Here is a 14,535-nt window from a genome sequence, read left to right on the forward strand (position 1 = left end):
ACACCAGGCCGCGCCCTTCCCGGCGTTCCTACGCGGGCAGCACGCAGGACGGGCTGGGCACCTCGTACGACTGACCGGCCGGTTCGGGCACGCCGTCCTCCAGCGTGAACACGGTCACCTCGCCGGAGTTCTGGTTGGCGACGTACAGACGGTCGCCGGCGATGGCGAAGTGGCGGGGCCAGACGCCGCCCGACGGCACCTCGGCCACCGGGGACAGGTCGGCTGCGCGCAGCACCGAGACCGTGTCGGGCCCGCGGTTGGCGACGTAGACCAGGTCGCCGTCGAGCTGCAGGTGGCTGGGCGCGTTGTCGCCCCCGGCGCGCGAGGCGGGCACGACGGTGCGGCGCTCGCCCTCGACGAGGGTCACCGTGCCGTCCAGCTCGCCGGCCACGTACAGGCGGTCGCCGGCGAAGGCGAAGTGGCGGGGGCCGGTGCCGGGGGCCAGGGTGATCGGGTCGAGCGGGGAGCCGTCCAGCCGGTAGCGGCGGATCTCGTCGGTGCCGAGGTCGGAGACGTGCAGGACGTCGTCGTGGAAGACGCACATGTGGGCGTGCGAGCCGGCCTGGCGGTCGGGGTCGGGGCCCGAGCCCTCGTGCCGCAGGACGACGGGGTCGCCGGTGAAGGCGCCGCGCTCGTCCAGGTGGTGCAGGCCGGCGGTGCCGTCGCCGTAGTTGGCCACGGCCAGCAGGCTGCCCGAGGGGTGCACGGCGACGTGGCAGGGGCTGTCGCCGTCGCTGGACCGTTCGTCCAGGGGGGACAGGCCGCCCTCGGTGGTGAAGGCGGTGAGCCAGCCGCGCTGCAGCTCGCCGGCCGCGTACAGCACCGGCAGGGTGGGGTGGGCGGCCAGGAACGACGGCGAGGCCACGCGGGTCAGCTCGCCGCCCACCGTGACGATGCCGGGACCGTAGCCGCCTATGTAGAGGTTCACAACGGGATCCTTCTTATGGTTGACTGGGGCAATGAATTCGTTGACGGAGGCAAGGGTTTCTGAGATCAGAGCCTTCAACCGGTTCTATACGAAAGTGATCGGCGTCCTCCAGGCAGGCATGCTCGACTCGCCCTACTCGCTGACGGAAGTCAGGGTGCTGTTCGAGCTCGCGCACGCCGAGAGCATGGAGACCGGCGAGCTGCGCGGCCTGCTCGACCTCGACGCGGGCTACCTGAGCCGGATCCTGGCCCGTTTCGAGGGCGACGGGCTGGTCGCCCGCGAGCGGTCGGCCGCCGACGCCCGCAAGCAGCTCGTCCGGCTGACCGAGGCGGGCGCGGCCACGTTCGCCGGGCTCGACCGCCGTTCGGCCGAGGAGATCGAACGGCTGCTCGGCGGCCTGCCCGAGGCCGACCGGGCGCTGCTGGTCGGCAGCATGGCGACGATCAGGCGGCTGCTCGGCGAACCAGCCGCCCGCTCGTACGTGATCAGGCCCCCGCGCACGGGCGACCTGGGCTGGGTCGCCTACCGGCACGGCGCCCTCTACAGCGAGGAGTACGGCTGGGGCACCGAGTTCGAGCAGCTCGTGGCCAGGATCGTGGGCGCCTGGGACCCCGCCCGCGACGCCGGCTGGATCGCCGAGGTCGACGGCGAGCGCGCCGGGTGCGTGTTCTGCGTGCACCAGGACGACACGACGGCCAAGCTGCGTATGTTGCTGGTCGAGCCGTCGGCGCGGGGCCTCGGGATCGGGCGGCGCCTGGTGGCCGAGTGCCTGCGCCACGCCAGGGACCGGGGGTACCGGCGGATCACGCTGTGGACGCGCGACTGCCTGGTGAGCGCGCGGCGCATCTACCAGGAGGCCGGGTTCGAGCTGGAGTCGGCGGAGCGGGGCGTGGAGAACGGCGCCGAGGTCACCGAGGAGATGTGGTCGCTCGACCTCGCGGCCGCCACCTGAGCGACCTCATGCCGGCCCGCCGCCCGACCTGAGCCCGGGGGCGGCGGGGTCATGGGCGGCGGGGTCATGGGCGGAAGGGGCCGCGGACCTCGAAGGTGTGGCCCTCGGTGCGGCCGCGCCTGGCCGAGAAGTAGAGCCGGTCGCCCCTCGGCGAGAACGCCAGCCCCGTGAGCTCGGCCCCTTCGTGCCCGGTGAGCCGCAGGAACGGCGTGACGGCCCGGTCGGGCGCGATGACGTCGATCTCCGTCGTCTCCCTGGCCACGTAGAGGTCGCCCGAGGGGGCGGCGGTGATCGCGCGCACGCCCTCGCACAGCCGGTCGAGCGTGGAGGTGTGGGCGTCGTAGGCCCACAGGCCGGTGTCGCCCTTGGTGGTGAAGTAGCAGACGCCGCCCGCGTAGTGGCAGCCGTCGCCGCCGTCGAAGTGGCGGGCGTCCTCGACCTGGTGGCGGGCCGCGGTGAGCAGCGCGGCCGGGGACGGCACCGGCCGCCATCCGCCCGACGCGCACAACACCTCCAGCGTGCCCTCCGTCAGGTCGCCCCAGTCGCCGGGACGGAAGCGGTAGAAGCAGCCGTCGTGCTCGTCCTCGGTCATGTAGACGACGCGCCGCTCGGGGTCGCAGGCGGCGGCCTCGTGCCGGAAGCGGCCCATGGCCAGGCGGGGGCGGGCCGCGCGGGCGCCGTAGGGGTCGCACTCGAAGACGCGGCCGCGGTCGCCGAGCTCGCACGACAGCCAGGTGTGCCACGGCGTGGCGCCGCCCGCGCAGTTGAGGTCGGTGCCGGACAGGATGCGGTAGGCGTCGGCGACCGTGCCGTCGGCGTGGAAGCGCAGCGCGGAGGCGCCGCCGAGCAGGGGCAGCTCGGAGTTGGAGACGTAGATCCAGCCCGCGCCGTCGGGGAAGCAGGCGCCGCCGTCGGGCGCGGCGTGCCAGGTGAGCCCGGCCACCTTCTCGCCCGACCGGGCCACCACCCGGCCGGTGAAGCCCGGCGGAAGCGCGAGCCCGTCGGCGGACGCCGGCGTGAGCGGCCCGTACGGGCTGATGCCGCCCTGCAAGAGCGGGCCCGTGCGGAGGAGAGTCTTGTGGGACATCGTGGGGCCTCCCTCTAGGTGCCACGCTAGTCGACCGCACCGACATGAATGGCAAGGACTCGTGACATCAAACTCTGCGCAAACCCCGCGCCCGGTCGTGGCGGGAGATCGCCGCAGGCCCCTGGACGATGCGTGACAGTCCGTACCCACGGGACGGAAGATCGCCCACTTCGGGGGCGGACACGCGAAAGCCCGGACACTGTGCTCGTGCCCGGGCTTTTCGGGTGGTGCGGCCGGCGGCCGCGCGCGGTCAGCGCTGGGCCTGGAACATCCAGTGCTGCTTGTCGATGTCCTGCGTCACGGCGATGAGCAGGTCCTGGCTGACCGGGTCGGCCTCGTCGGTGGCGCGGATGCGCTCGTACATGCGCTTGCTGATGCCGTCGAGGATGTCGGTGATCGTCGCCACGACCTTGCCGTCCTCCAGCCAGCCGCGCTCGGGCTGCTGGAGCTGGGTGGACTTGGCGACGGTCGCCGAGCGCCCGTCGGGGTTCACGCCGAGGGCGACCGCCCGCTCGGCGATGGTGTCCATGTGGGCACGGGCCAGGTCGGTCAGCTCGTCGAGTTGAAGGTGAATCGGGCGGAAATGGGCGCCGACGAGGTTCCAGTGCGCCTGCTTGGCGATCAGCGACAGATCGATCAGATCGACCAGGGCGCCCTGCAGGGCTTCGGCGACAGTGTTCTTGGCTTCACCCGCGAGCGGACCGGTGATCGTAGCCATGTCGTATTTCCTCCCCTTCAGTGGTGCTTTTGCCTATTTAGAACGTCATCCGGGGCTGGATTCTTCCGATCTTTCCGTCGTTGACAGTGTAATAGTGACAGTGTCATTGTGGAGGTATGAGCGACACCTGGACCATCGGCGAGCTGGCCGAGCACGCGGCGCGGGCGCTGCGTGCGGGCGCCCAGCCGGTCAACGGCCGGGTCCGCGACGTGCCAGGGGAACGCCTGATCAGGTGGTACACCACCATCGGCCTCGTGGACCCGCCCCTGACCCGGCGCGGCAGAATCGCCCGCTACGGCCGGCGGCACCTGCTGCAACTGGTGGCCGTCAAGCGCATGCAGGCGGCGGGGCACTCGATCGCCGAGATCCAGGCGGCGCTGGCCGGCGCGACGAACGCCACGCTGGCGGCGGCCGCCGGGCTCGCCGACGTGCCGTCCGCGGGCGAGGGGCGGGCGATCCCTGGCTCTCCGCCGGACGGCCCGCGCTTCGCGGGGCCCGCGTCCGTCATCGCCACGACCACGAACGTGACGCCCGGCGGTGAGGCGGACGGGACCTTCGACGGCCAGGCGCGTGCGGCGCGACGCCCGCCGGGCGGGCGGGCCGCGGGCGGCGGCGAGCCCGGCCGGGAGAGGTTCTGGGCCGAGCGGCCGGTCCGCCGCGCGCCGGACGGGAGCGAACGGCCCGCCGGCGCGGCGGCGGGGCATGCCGGGGGCGGGCCGGCCGCGGGGGTCGTGCTCGCGGACGGGGTGCGCATTGTGTGGGACGGGGGGCGGCCTCCGTCCGAGGACGACGTTCAGGCGGTGCTGGCGGCGGCCGGGCCGCTGCTCGCGGTGCTCGTAGAGAGGAGACTGCTGTGAAGATCACTTCGCTGGAGCCCGCACGGTGCCTGCCGGTGCCGGAGGCCGGGTTCGGCGCGCTGCTGACCGAGCGCGGCAACCTGCCGCTGGACAGCGTGGACGTGCACGCCGACATCGCCGGGCTCGTCGCCGGGGTCGAGGTCGAGCAGGGGTTCCGCAACCCGTTCGACGTCACGCTGGAGGCGACCTACGTCTTCCCGCTGCCCGACCGGGCGGCGGTGACGGCCTTCAGGATGGAGGCCGACGACCGGATCGTGGAGGGCGTGCTGAAGGAGCGCGGCCAGGCCAGGGCCGACTACGACCAGGCGCTGCGCGAGGGCCGGCGGGCGGCCATCGCCGAGGAGGACCGGCCCGACGTCTTCACCATCCGGGTGGGCAACATCCTGCCCGGCGAACGCGTCTCGGTCAGGCTGACCATGAGCCAGCCCCTCCCCTACGAGGACGGCGCCGCGACCTTCCGGTTCCCGCTCGTCGTGGCCCCGCGGTACGTCCCGGGCACCCCGCTCGACGGCGACCCGGCGGGCTCCGGGGTGGCGCCGGACACCGACGCCGTGCCCGACGCGTCGAGGATCACGCCGCCGGTGCTGCTGCCCGGCTTCCCCAGCCCCGTGCGGCTCTCGCTCACCGCCCGCGTCGACGCCGCCGGGCTCGACCTGCGGGAGCTGGCCTCCAGCCTGCACGTGGTCGAGGAGGACGGCCACACCGTGCGCCTGCGTCCGGGCGAGCGCCTCGACCGTGACTTCATTTTGCGGCTGTCGTTCGAGGCGTCCACGTCCCTGCAGTTCGACGGGCGGGGGACGTTCGCGCTCACCGTCGTCCCGCCCGCCCTCCAGGCCGCCCGCGCGCCGCGGGACGTGGTGCTGGTGCTCGACCGTTCGGGCAGCATGGGCGGCTGGAAGATGGTCGCGGCGCGGCGGGCGGCGGCGCGCATCGTCGACACGCTGACCGCGCACGACCGCTTCAACGTGCTGACGTTCGACTCGGTGGTCGAGGCGGCGTTCGAGGGGCTGGTGGAGGCGTCCGACCGCAACCGGTACCGCGCGGTCGAGCACCTCGCGCGGGTCGACGCGCGCGGCGGCACCGAGCTGCTCGAACCGCTGCGCCGCGCCATCGCGCTCCTCGGCGCGCCCGGCGGCCGGGAACGGGTGGTGGTGCTGGTCACCGACGGCCAGGTGGGCAACGAGGACCAGATCCTGGAGCAGGCCGGCGGCGCGCTGTCGGCGATGCGGGTGCACACGGTCGGGATCGACCGGGCGGTGAACGCCGGCTTCCTCGGCCGCCTGGCCGGGCTGGGCGCCGGCCGGTGCGAGCTGGTCGAGTCCGAGGACCGGCTCGACGCGGCGATGGAGCAGATCCACCGCAGGATCGGCGCGCCGCTGGTGACGGACCTGTCCCTGAAGGGGCTGGAGCCCGAGCCCGGCACGGTGACCCACCTCGGCTCGATCTTCCCCGGGGTCCCGCTCCGGGTGTACGGACGGTGCCGCGAGGGCGCCGAGGCCGTCACCGTGCGCGGCACGTCGGCCGAGGGGCCGTGGGAGGAGCGGGTCACGGGGGTGACCACCGACAGTCCCGCCCTGCGCGCCGTCTGGGCCCGCGCCCACCTGCGCGAGCTGGAGGACCGGTACGCCATGGGCGAGCACGGCCTGGAGTCGCGGATCGTCGAGGTCTCGCTGGAGAACGGCGTTCTGTGCAGGTTCACGGCGTACGTGGCGATCGACACGAGGCAGGTCGCGGAGGGCGCGCCCGAGCACCGGGTCATCCAGCCGGTCGAGCCGCCCAGCGGGTGGGAGCTGCCGCCGAACCCGTCCACGGGCGGGGGGTTCGTGGCGCAGGCGATGACGATGGCGCGTCCCGCGAGTGCTGCCCGGATGATGCCGCCGGCCCCGTCGTTCTTGGACCAGGGCTTCGACCAGGGCTTCGGCGCGCCGCCTCCGCTCGGCGGCCCCTCCCCGGCCCCGCCCCTCACGGGCGGCCCCGCCGGTCCTGCGCCGTCCGCGCCCGGTTCCGGTGGCGGCCCTGGGCATGGGGCCTCGCCCAAGTTCGCGCCTCCGTCGTCGCCGCGCCCGGCGCACCGGCTGGAGTCGGTCGGGCCGCAGCTGAAGGCCGAACTGGACCGGCTCAGGGCGATGCGCGAACCGGACGCGCTGTACCTGGCCGACCTGGGCTCGCGGCTGGCGGCGCTGGCGGCGTACCTGGGCGGGAACGAGGCGCTGGCGACGCTGGCCCGCGACCTGGAGGCGGCCGAACGTCCCGGCACGGACCTCCGCGCCCTGCACGACCACGCCGTCGAGGCGCTGGCCGCCCTCACCGGCGCCCCCGCCGACCACGCCCCGACCGACCCCGCCTCGCCGGAGGACCCCGTCGCCCCCGGCGACCCGCTGCCGAAGGACGGCCCGCTCGCCCCCGGCGACCCCGAGCCCGGCAAGCGCCACCGCCCCTTCTGGAAACGAGGTTGACGCCCACCTGACACCCCGGCAGCGCTGCGCCATCCCGCAGCGCTGCCACGTCCATCCACGAGCGGTCCGACGAGGGAACGCGCCGCAGCGATCCGCCTCGGCGGAGGCTCGCGTTCAAGGACACTTGTGGCGAATGGGTAATCGGCCACTAACGGGTCCAGCCGTGCCGCACCGGACTTGGCGCTGGCACCGTTTCCAGAACCGTCGTTTCCGCCAAAGGCGGGGATTCTGGATTCTTTGCTGATTTCAGCGCCTAATCATCTCGACGCTCTGCGAGCCCGGCGTAATGGGCCATGGCGGCCGTCCAGGGAACGACGGCACGCCATGACCGGCCCCGGCGTCGCGAACGACCCGGCACACCCGCGTACGAATGACCCCACGACCCATTATGAATTCCACGCCCGGCGATATCTCCGCCGCGATATTCCGGCGTCCCCGGGAAAAGGCGTGCCATTCTCATGTGCCACCATCCCCCGCGGCCTCCTATTCTGGACGGGTGAGCACACTCGTCCTGGACGGCGGCCTGTCCACGCATCTGGAGTCGCTCGGCGCGGATCTGCGCGACGAGCTCTGGTCGGCGCGCCTGCTGCTGGAGCAGCCCGAGCTGATCAGGCGGGTGCACGCCGACTACTACGCGGCGGGCGCCGACGTGGCGACCACGGCGAGCTACCAGGCCACCATCCCCGGCTTCCAGCGGCGCGGGCTCGACCGGTCCGAGGCCGAGCGGCTGATCAGGCTGTCGGTCGAGCTGGCCGGGCAGGCCCGCGACGAGGCCGGTCGCGGCCTGGTGGCGGCCTCGGTCGGCCCCTACGGCGCCTATCTGGCCAACGGCGCCGAGTACACCGGCGACTACGACCTCGACGAAGACGGCCTGCTGGCCTGGCACCGTCCGCGCTGGGAGATCCTGGCCGCCGCCGGCGCCGACCTGCTGGCCTGCGAGACCATCCCGTCCTACGCCGAGGCGCGGGCGCTGGCCGGGCTGCTGGCCTCCACGCCGGGGGTCAAGGCGTGGGTGAGCTTCTCCTGCCGCGACGCCGAGCGCATCAACGACGGCACCCCGATCGACCGGGCCGCCGCGCTGTTCTCCGGAAACCCGCAGGTGGTGGCGGTCGGCGTCAACTGCACGGCGCCGCGGCACATCCCGGGGCTGGTCGCCCGCCTGTCCGGTGGCCTGCCCGTCGTGGTCTACCCGAACTCGGGCGAGACGTGGGACGCCGAGCAGCGCCGGTGGCTGGGCCTGTCCGACCCGGTGGAGTACGGCCTGGCCGCCAAGGAGTGGGAGCGCGCCGGGGCGTCGCTGATCGGCGGCTGCTGCCGCACGACCCCTGAGCACATCCGGCAGATCCGCGCCCACCTGACCTGACACCCCCGGGCCCGGACCCGGCGAGACGTCACCGGCACCCCGACGCCCCGGCCGCCGTCCGGACGAAGCCCCGACCGCAGGCCCCCGCGCACGCCGTACGGACGAAAAGGCCGCAGGACCCCCGCGCACGGGCGCGCGCGAGGGTCGTGAGCGGCCGGAACGGGCGGGTTGTCAGGCGGTGGCCGGAGCCGGGGTGCGGCGGCGGCCGAGGAGAGTGTCGAGCGCCAGGGCGCCGCCGCCGGTGAATCCCACCGCCAGGCTCGCCGCCGCCAGCGCGAGGACGAACTCGTAGCCCCCTTCACCGGCCCCGAAGCCGCTGGAGCCGTGGACGAACACGATCGCCCCGATCATGTCGAGGGCCAGCAGCGTGCCCGCGATCGGCAGGGCGGCGCCGAGGATCAGCGCGATCCCGCCGGCCACCTCCAGCACCGCCACGGCCGGCGCGGCCACCCCGGCCAGGGGGATGCCCGCGGACTCGAAGAACTTCGTGGTGCCCGCGATGCCCATGTCGGCGAACTTCTGGTAGCCGTGCACCAGGAAGATCACGCCGACGGCGATCCTGGCCAGCAGCAGGGCGATGGGACGCGCCTGGTCGATCATGGACCCTCCAAAGGGAGTCGTTCAGATTTGAACAACCACTCTACCGGTAGTTCAAATCTGAACAACAAGTACACTTGGGACGTGACGGACACCCGCTGGCTCGACGAGACGGAGATGGCCGCCTGGCGCGCCTTCCTGTCGGCCTCCCACCTGCTCGAACGGCGCATCGAGGAGCAGCTCAAGGCCGCGGCCGGGCTGACGCACCCGCAGTACGAGATCCTGGTGCGGCTGTCGGCCGCCCCCGAGCGCCGGATGCGGATGACCGAGCTGGCCCGGGGCGTGGTGGTGTCGAAGAGCGCGCTGACGTACCAGATCACGCAGCTGGAGAAGGCGGGGCTGGTGGAGCGCGCCACGTGCCCGTCCGACGACCGCGGGGTGCTGGCGGTGCTCACGGAGGCGGGCGAGCGCTGCCTGGAGCGCGTCGCTCCGGGGCACGTGGAGGTCGTGCGGGACTATCTGATCGACCGGCTCACCCGCGCGGAGCTGACCTCACTGACCAGCGCGATGACGAAGAGCGAACAGGCCCTCAGAAGCTGACCGCGAAGGCGCCGGGAACCGGCCGGAAAAACGGACAGGCCCTTGGGAGCTGACCGCGAAAACGGACAGGCCCTCAGGAGCCGGTCTTGGCGGCGGCGCGGCGGGCGCGTTCCATCTCGACCCGGGCGCTGGCGGCGTACTTGTCGACGTACTCCTGGCCGGACAGCTCCATCAGCGCGTACATGATCTCGTCGGTGACCGCGCGCAGGACCAGCCGGTCGTCCTCCATGCCGTAGTAGCGGGAGAAGTCGAGCGGCTTGCCGAACCGGACGCCCGGCCGGATGCCGAGCTTGGGGAACAGCCGCCCGGGCGGCATCATCTCGTACGTGTTGACCATCGCCCACGGGATGACCGGCACCCGCGACTCCAGCGCCAGCCGGGCCACGCCGGTCTTGCCCTTGTAGAGGCGGCCGTCGGGCGAACGGGTGCCCTCGGGGTAGATGCCGAGGACGTTGCCCTCGCGCAGGATGCGCAGGCCGGTGCGGAGCGCGGCCTCGCTGGCCTTGCCGCCGGAGCGGTCGATCGGCACGGTGCCGACGCCGCTGAAGAACAGCCGGGTGAAGAAGCCCTTGACGCCGGTGCCGGTGAAGTAGTCGGCCTTGCCGAGCGAGATCACCTTGCGGCGGATCTGCAGCGGGCCGAAGAAGTGGTCGGCGAAGGAGAGGTGGTTTCCGGCCAGGATCGCGGGACCCTGCTTGGGTACGTTGTCCCCACCCTCCGTCCACGGGCGGAAGAGCATGAGGATCGGCTTCAAGATGGCCTTGACCACCCAGTAGAACACCCGGCCACCTCTTCCCCAGGACAGCGTGATTGAGCAGAGTCATCTTCCCATCCCTGACGAGATGCAACTACACCAGCTCTCGCACAATCACCCCTGAACGTGCGACGATCGGGCAGTTCCGGGATGAAATTGCGTCAAGGAGCTGTTATGCCGCTCATGCCAGGCGCGGAGCCCTACCACCACCGAGCGGGTCAGGTCGGTGTGCTGCTGTGCCATGGGTTCACCGGCACGCCGCAGTCGCTGCGGCCCTGGGCCGAGTACCTGGCGGGCCATGGGGTCAGCGTCTCGCTGCCCCGCCAGCCGGGGCACGGCACCACGTGGCAGGAGATGAACCGCACCCGCTGGGAAGACTGGTACGCCGAGGTGGAGAAGGCGTTCGCCGACCTCCAGGGGCGCTGCTCGGAGATGTTCGTGGCGGGCCTGTCGCTGGGCGGCTGCCTGGCGCTGCGGCTGGCCGAGGTGCACGGGGACGCGGTCAGGGGCGTGGTGGTGGTCAATCCGTCCATCGCCAGTGACGTGCCGCTGCTGAGGCTGGCGCCGCTGCTGAAGTGGTTCCTGCCGTCGGTGCCCGGCGTCGCCAACGACGTCAAGAAGCCGGGCGTGACCGAGCTGGCCTACTCCCGCACGCCCGTCAAGGCGGCCGCGTCGCTGCCGGGGCTGTGGTCGCTGGTGCAGGCCGACCTGGCGAAGGTCACCCAGCCGCTGCTGGTCTTCCACAGCCGCGACGACCACGTGGTGAAACCGACGAGTGTGGCGATCATTCGCCAGAAGGTCCCGCAGGCCACGATCGAGGAGCTCACGGACAGCTACCATGTTGCGACGCTTGACAACGATGCCGACAGGATCTTTGCCGGTAGCCTCGACTTCATCCGGACACATGCCTCGGTACCCTTGCAGAGGGACTGATCGCACCCAGGGGGAAGTCGCGATCGCTGCGGAGAGGCCCATCTAGGTGACGCCCCAGAGTGACGAGGACGAGGTCTGGCGGCAGATCGTCGCGTCCTTCAACGACACAGCCGAGCGCGACTCGGCCGACCAGCCATGGCCGGACAGCGAGAACGTGCCCGCCGAGCCCACCCGCAGGGTGGTCAAACCGTCCGAGGAGCCCGAACTCGACCAGGACGCGCCCGACCGCGACGAACCCGCCCGCGACGACGACGAGGACGAGGGGCACTTCGAGCCGCCTCCCCCGCCGCCGCTGCCCAAGCTCGACCTGCCCACCAAGCTCGCCTGGGTGGCGCTGTTCGGCGGGCCCGCCTACCTGCTGGTGGCGGCGATGGCCAGCTGGCAGATGGAGGGATGGGCGCTGTTCACCGCGGTGGCGGCGTTCATCGGCGGGTTCGTGGCGCTGGTCGTGCGCATGGGCGACGGCCCGCCCAACGACTCCGGCTGGGACGACGGCGCCGTCCTGTAGCCCGGCCCGCTACGACTTGGCCGTGGTGGTGCGGGGGGCGAAGGACTCCACGACGTCGGTGTAGCGGTCGGCCGCGTCGACGGCGTGGCCGACCGCCCACAGCGCCCCCTTGCCGGCCAGGTAGGCCACCGCCTGGAGGCGTACGCTGCTGCGGCCCTTCTCCGCGGCGCCGCGGATGATCTGGCAGGCGTCCTTCTCGCAGCGCATCACGAACGGCTGGGCCGCCTGCTCCGGGTCGTAGCCGGTCATCCAGTAGCGGCCCTTGCCGTCGCCGGTGACGCCGTAGAGGCGGGCGCCGGTGGCCGGGATCGCCAGGCGCTGCCAGCGCTTGCCGTTCCAGGTGAGCACGAGCGGCGAGATCTCGCCGGGGCCGTGGTAGACCCCGCCGACGGCCACCGCCCGCTTGGCGCTGTCGACCTGGATGTCACGCAGGTAGCCGCCGGGGACGGCGGGCACGGACATCGACTTCCAGGCCCCCGACGTGTAATGCATGATCAGCGGCGCGCCGCCGGTGTCGCCGACCGCGAAGCCCGAGGCGACCGCGTAGAGCGCGCCCTTCTCCTTGGTCTGCTGGACGGTCCAGGTGTTGCCCTGGCCGCTGAGGATGAGCCCGTACTTCTCCCGGCTGCCGACCGCGACCACCCGGCCCGGCTTGGCGTCGATGCCGCCCAGCCAGTCGCCAGCGTGCAGGCCCTGCGGCCGGACCCGGTCGAAGCCGGTGACGTCGCCGTGGGCCAGGTAGGGCAGGCTGTCGTGGCCGTCGCCGACCGCCCACACGTCGGAGGCGCCGGCGGCGGCCAGGCCGCGCAGGTTGCCCGCGGCGGTGGCGTCGCGCACGGCCACCTCGTTCCAGGAGGTGCCGTTCCAGTGGCGGATCGTGCCGCGGTTCTTCCAGACGTCCCAGATCTCCTGCTGGCCGACCGCCCACACGTCGCCCGGCGAGACGGCGAGCACGTCGGAGAGCGAGCCGTCCGCGTCGAGGCGCGCGCTCGTCGACTTCTGCCACGCCTCGGCGGCGGGACGGGGCTCGGCATGCGCGGCGGGCGTGACCTGCGGCAAGGCCACGGACGTCGCCAGAAGGACGGAGAGCGCACGCCGCTGAGAGCGACGGGTCATGAACAAATGCTACGGGCTGCCCCGGGCGGCTCGCCCGTCAGAGTCCAACCTGCAACTCGGCGAGCACCGGCAGATGGTCGCTGGCCCCGGCCAGATCGGCGTTCCCGGCCGCCACTCCCCCGCAGGACAGGACGCGTGCCTCGCGCGCGGCGAACACCGCGTCGATGCGCTCGGCGGGCCGCGCGGCGGGGAAGGTCAGCCCGTCGCCCGCGGGCGCGACGGCGTGGCAGTCGGACAGCCGGGCGGCCAGGAGACGCCAGGCCGGCTGGTGCCCCCGCTCGTTGACGTCGGCGCCGACCACGACGGCCGCGTCGTGCGCGGCGGCCGCCCGTTCCATGAGGGACATGGCCTCGCCCGCGTGCCGCAGCCGGGCGGCGAGGTGCAGGTCGAGGTGGAGCGAGCCGACGGCCAGCCGCGCGCCGCCGATCTCGACGACGGCGACGGCCAGCACCCGGCGTTCCAGGCCGGGGAACGCCTTGAGCCGGTGCAGCCGCGCCTCCAGCACCCGGGCCCGCGGCCCGGCCAGCACGCACACGCCGCCGGCGCGTCCCGGCGTGGCCACGCGCAGCCCGCCGGCCTCGGCCAGGGCCCGGCGCCTGGCCCGCCACCGGGCGAACCTCGGCGCCTCCTGGACGCACACCAGGTCGGCCCGCATGGCGGCGAGCACCCGGCGCAGCGCGGGCACGTCGTCACGCATGCTGCGCACGTTGTACGAGGCGACCCTGACCAGCACGCCGTCGCGCATGCCCCGCGTGCCGGACGAGGGAGCCACGGCCGGCACGCGCTAGCGCCGCCTGGCCAGGTCGGCGGCCCCGACCACCCCCGCGGACGCGCCCAGCTCGGCCAGCCGGATCTCGGCGAGCGGCCGGTGGCCGTGGCCGGTGAGCTGCCTGGCGAACACCTCGCGGGCCTCGTCGAGGAACAGGTCGGCGGCCCGGGAGACGCCGCCGCCGACGATGAAGCAGCCGGGGTCGAGCACGGCGGCCAGGTCGGCCATGCCCTGCCCGAGCCAGTCGGCCAGGCTGCGGAAGGCGGCCAGCGAGGCCTTATCGCCCAGCCGGGCGGCCTCGGTCACCTCTTCGCCCTCGATCCGGCCGCCGGCCAGGCCGAGCAGGATCTCGGCGCGGTCGGGCTGCCGGGCGGCGATCTCCCTGGCCTCCTTGACCAGGGCCTGGCCGCTGGCGTACTGCTCCCAGCAGCCGATGTTGCCGCAGCCGCACACCCGTCCGTCGGGCACGACCTGCATGTGGCCGAGCTCGGCGCCCATGCCCCAGCGGCCGCGGTAGAGGGCGCCGTCGATGACGATGCCGCCGCCGATGCCGGTGCCGAGCGTCAGGCAGACCACGTGGGACTGGCCGCGCCCGGCGCCGAACCTGGTCTCGCCCCAGGCCATGGCGTTGGCGTCGTTCTCGATCACGACGGGCAGGCCGACCAGGTCGCTGATCTTCTTCTGCAGCGGCTCCTCGCGCCAGGCGAGGTTGGGGGCGAAGCGCACGATCGAGCGGGTCTCGTCGACGAACCCGGCCGCGCCGACGCCGACCGCCTCGACGTCCCTGTCCTGCGACAGCTCGCGGACGACGTCCGCGACCGTGTCGGCGACCACGTCGGGCCGGTCGGCCGCGGTCGGCCTGAGCGTGTGTTCGACGATCTCGCCGTTGTCGTCGACCACGCCCGCGGCGACCTTGGTACCGCCGATGTCGACACCGATCGTGAGCATGCCGCGTGT

At 73.2% G+C, this 14,535-nt stretch carries 15 protein-coding genes; 7 read left to right on the forward strand and 8 right to left on the reverse strand.

Features of this window, described 5'->3' with window-relative positions; all coding sequences use genetic code 11:
* Positions 1-28 precede the first annotated feature (28 nt).
* Positions 29-928 (reverse strand): lactonase family protein, encoded by a 900-nt coding sequence (locus ABT158_RS14595; protein ID WP_352353237.1) that lies wholly within the window; start codon positions 926-928, stop codon positions 29-31.
* A 94-nt stretch (positions 929-1,022) separates the two neighbouring features.
* On the opposite strand from ABT158_RS14595, the gene ABT158_RS14600 reads away from it, so the two are divergent.
* Complete coding sequence (locus ABT158_RS14600; protein ID WP_352353239.1) at positions 1,023-1,880, forward strand: bifunctional helix-turn-helix transcriptional regulator/GNAT family N-acetyltransferase; 858 nt, start codon at positions 1,023-1,025, stop codon at positions 1,878-1,880.
* A gap of 64 nt (positions 1,881-1,944) precedes the next feature.
* Here ABT158_RS14600 and ABT158_RS14605 read toward each other — a convergent pair whose 3' ends face one another.
* Together ABT158_RS14605 and ABT158_RS14610 are read right to left on the reverse strand one after the other, a co-directional pair.
* Complete coding sequence (locus tag ABT158_RS14605; protein ID WP_352353241.1) at positions 1,945-2,967, reverse strand: alkaline phosphatase PhoX; 1,023 nt, start codon at positions 2,965-2,967, stop codon at positions 1,945-1,947.
* A 250-nt stretch (positions 2,968-3,217) separates the two neighbouring features.
* Complete coding sequence (locus ABT158_RS14610) at positions 3,218-3,685, reverse strand: Dps family protein (protein WP_352353243.1); 468 nt, start codon at positions 3,683-3,685, stop codon at positions 3,218-3,220.
* A 116-nt stretch (positions 3,686-3,801) separates the two neighbouring features.
* On the opposite strand from ABT158_RS14610, the gene ABT158_RS14615 reads away from it, so the two are divergent.
* The 3 genes from ABT158_RS14615 (at position 3,802) to mmuM (ending at position 8,361) form a co-directional block, all read left to right on the forward strand.
* Positions 3,802-4,542 (forward strand): helix-turn-helix domain-containing protein, encoded by a 741-nt coding sequence (locus tag ABT158_RS14615; protein WP_352353245.1) that lies wholly within the window; start codon positions 3,802-3,804, stop codon positions 4,540-4,542.
* Complete coding sequence (locus ABT158_RS14620; protein WP_352353247.1) at positions 4,539-6,998, forward strand: VIT domain-containing protein; 2,460 nt, start codon at positions 4,539-4,541, stop codon at positions 6,996-6,998. The genes ABT158_RS14615 and ABT158_RS14620 overlap by 4 nt, the downstream gene beginning before the upstream one ends.
* Before the next feature lie 496 nt (positions 6,999-7,494).
* The gene (gene mmuM, locus ABT158_RS14625; RefSeq protein ID WP_352353249.1) at positions 7,495-8,361 is read left to right on the forward strand and encodes a homocysteine S-methyltransferase; all 867 of its coding nucleotides are present in this window, start codon (positions 7,495-7,497) and stop codon (positions 8,359-8,361) included.
* Positions 8,362-8,532: 171 nt separating this feature from the next.
* On the opposite strand, the gene ABT158_RS14630 is transcribed toward mmuM, so the two are convergent.
* On the reverse strand, positions 8,533-8,961 hold the full coding sequence (locus ABT158_RS14630; RefSeq protein ID WP_352353251.1) for a DoxX family protein: 429 nt from the start codon (positions 8,959-8,961) through the stop codon (positions 8,533-8,535).
* Positions 8,962-9,042: 81 nt separating this feature from the next.
* Between ABT158_RS14630 and ABT158_RS14635 the strand changes: the two genes are divergently transcribed.
* Positions 9,043-9,498 carry a MarR family winged helix-turn-helix transcriptional regulator gene (locus ABT158_RS14635; RefSeq protein WP_352353253.1) on the forward strand — a complete coding sequence of 152 codons (456 nt, stop codon included), beginning with the start codon at positions 9,043-9,045 and terminating at the stop codon, positions 9,496-9,498.
* 73 nt (positions 9,499-9,571) lie between these two features.
* Here ABT158_RS14635 and ABT158_RS14640 read toward each other — a convergent pair whose 3' ends face one another.
* Entirely contained in the window at positions 9,572-10,279 is a 708-nt protein-coding gene (locus tag ABT158_RS14640; protein WP_352353255.1) for a lysophospholipid acyltransferase family protein, read from the reverse strand.
* A gap of 147 nt (positions 10,280-10,426) precedes the next feature.
* Between ABT158_RS14640 and ABT158_RS14645 the strand changes: the two genes are divergently transcribed.
* Positions 10,427-11,185, forward strand: coding sequence for an alpha/beta hydrolase (locus ABT158_RS14645; protein WP_352353257.1), 759 nt, complete (start codon positions 10,427-10,429; stop codon positions 11,183-11,185).
* A gap of 46 nt (positions 11,186-11,231) precedes the next feature.
* Entirely contained in the window at positions 11,232-11,693 is a 462-nt protein-coding gene (locus tag ABT158_RS14650; RefSeq protein ID WP_352353259.1) for a hypothetical protein, read from the forward strand.
* Positions 11,694-11,702: 9 nt separating this feature from the next.
* On the opposite strand, the gene ABT158_RS14655 is transcribed toward ABT158_RS14650, so the two are convergent.
* From ABT158_RS14655 to ABT158_RS14665, 3 genes are read right to left on the reverse strand one after another with little or no spacing between them, the layout of a single operon-like run.
* On the reverse strand, positions 11,703-12,809 hold the full coding sequence (locus ABT158_RS14655; RefSeq protein ID WP_352353261.1) for a hypothetical protein: 1,107 nt from the start codon (positions 12,807-12,809) through the stop codon (positions 11,703-11,705).
* 37 nt (positions 12,810-12,846) lie between these two features.
* On the reverse strand, positions 12,847-13,581 hold the full coding sequence (locus ABT158_RS14660; RefSeq protein ID WP_352353263.1) for an endonuclease/exonuclease/phosphatase family protein: 735 nt from the start codon (positions 13,579-13,581) through the stop codon (positions 12,847-12,849).
* Between the two features lie 12 nt (positions 13,582-13,593).
* A complete protein-coding gene (locus ABT158_RS14665) occupies positions 13,594-14,526 on the reverse strand; it encodes an ROK family glucokinase (RefSeq protein WP_352353265.1) in 933 nt (310 codons plus the stop codon).
* Positions 14,527-14,535: the final 9 nt, after the last annotated feature.

Source organism: Nonomuraea sp. NPDC001636 (assembly GCF_040298265.1).
Classification (GTDB): domain Bacteria; phylum Actinomycetota; class Actinomycetes; order Streptosporangiales; family Streptosporangiaceae; genus Nonomuraea.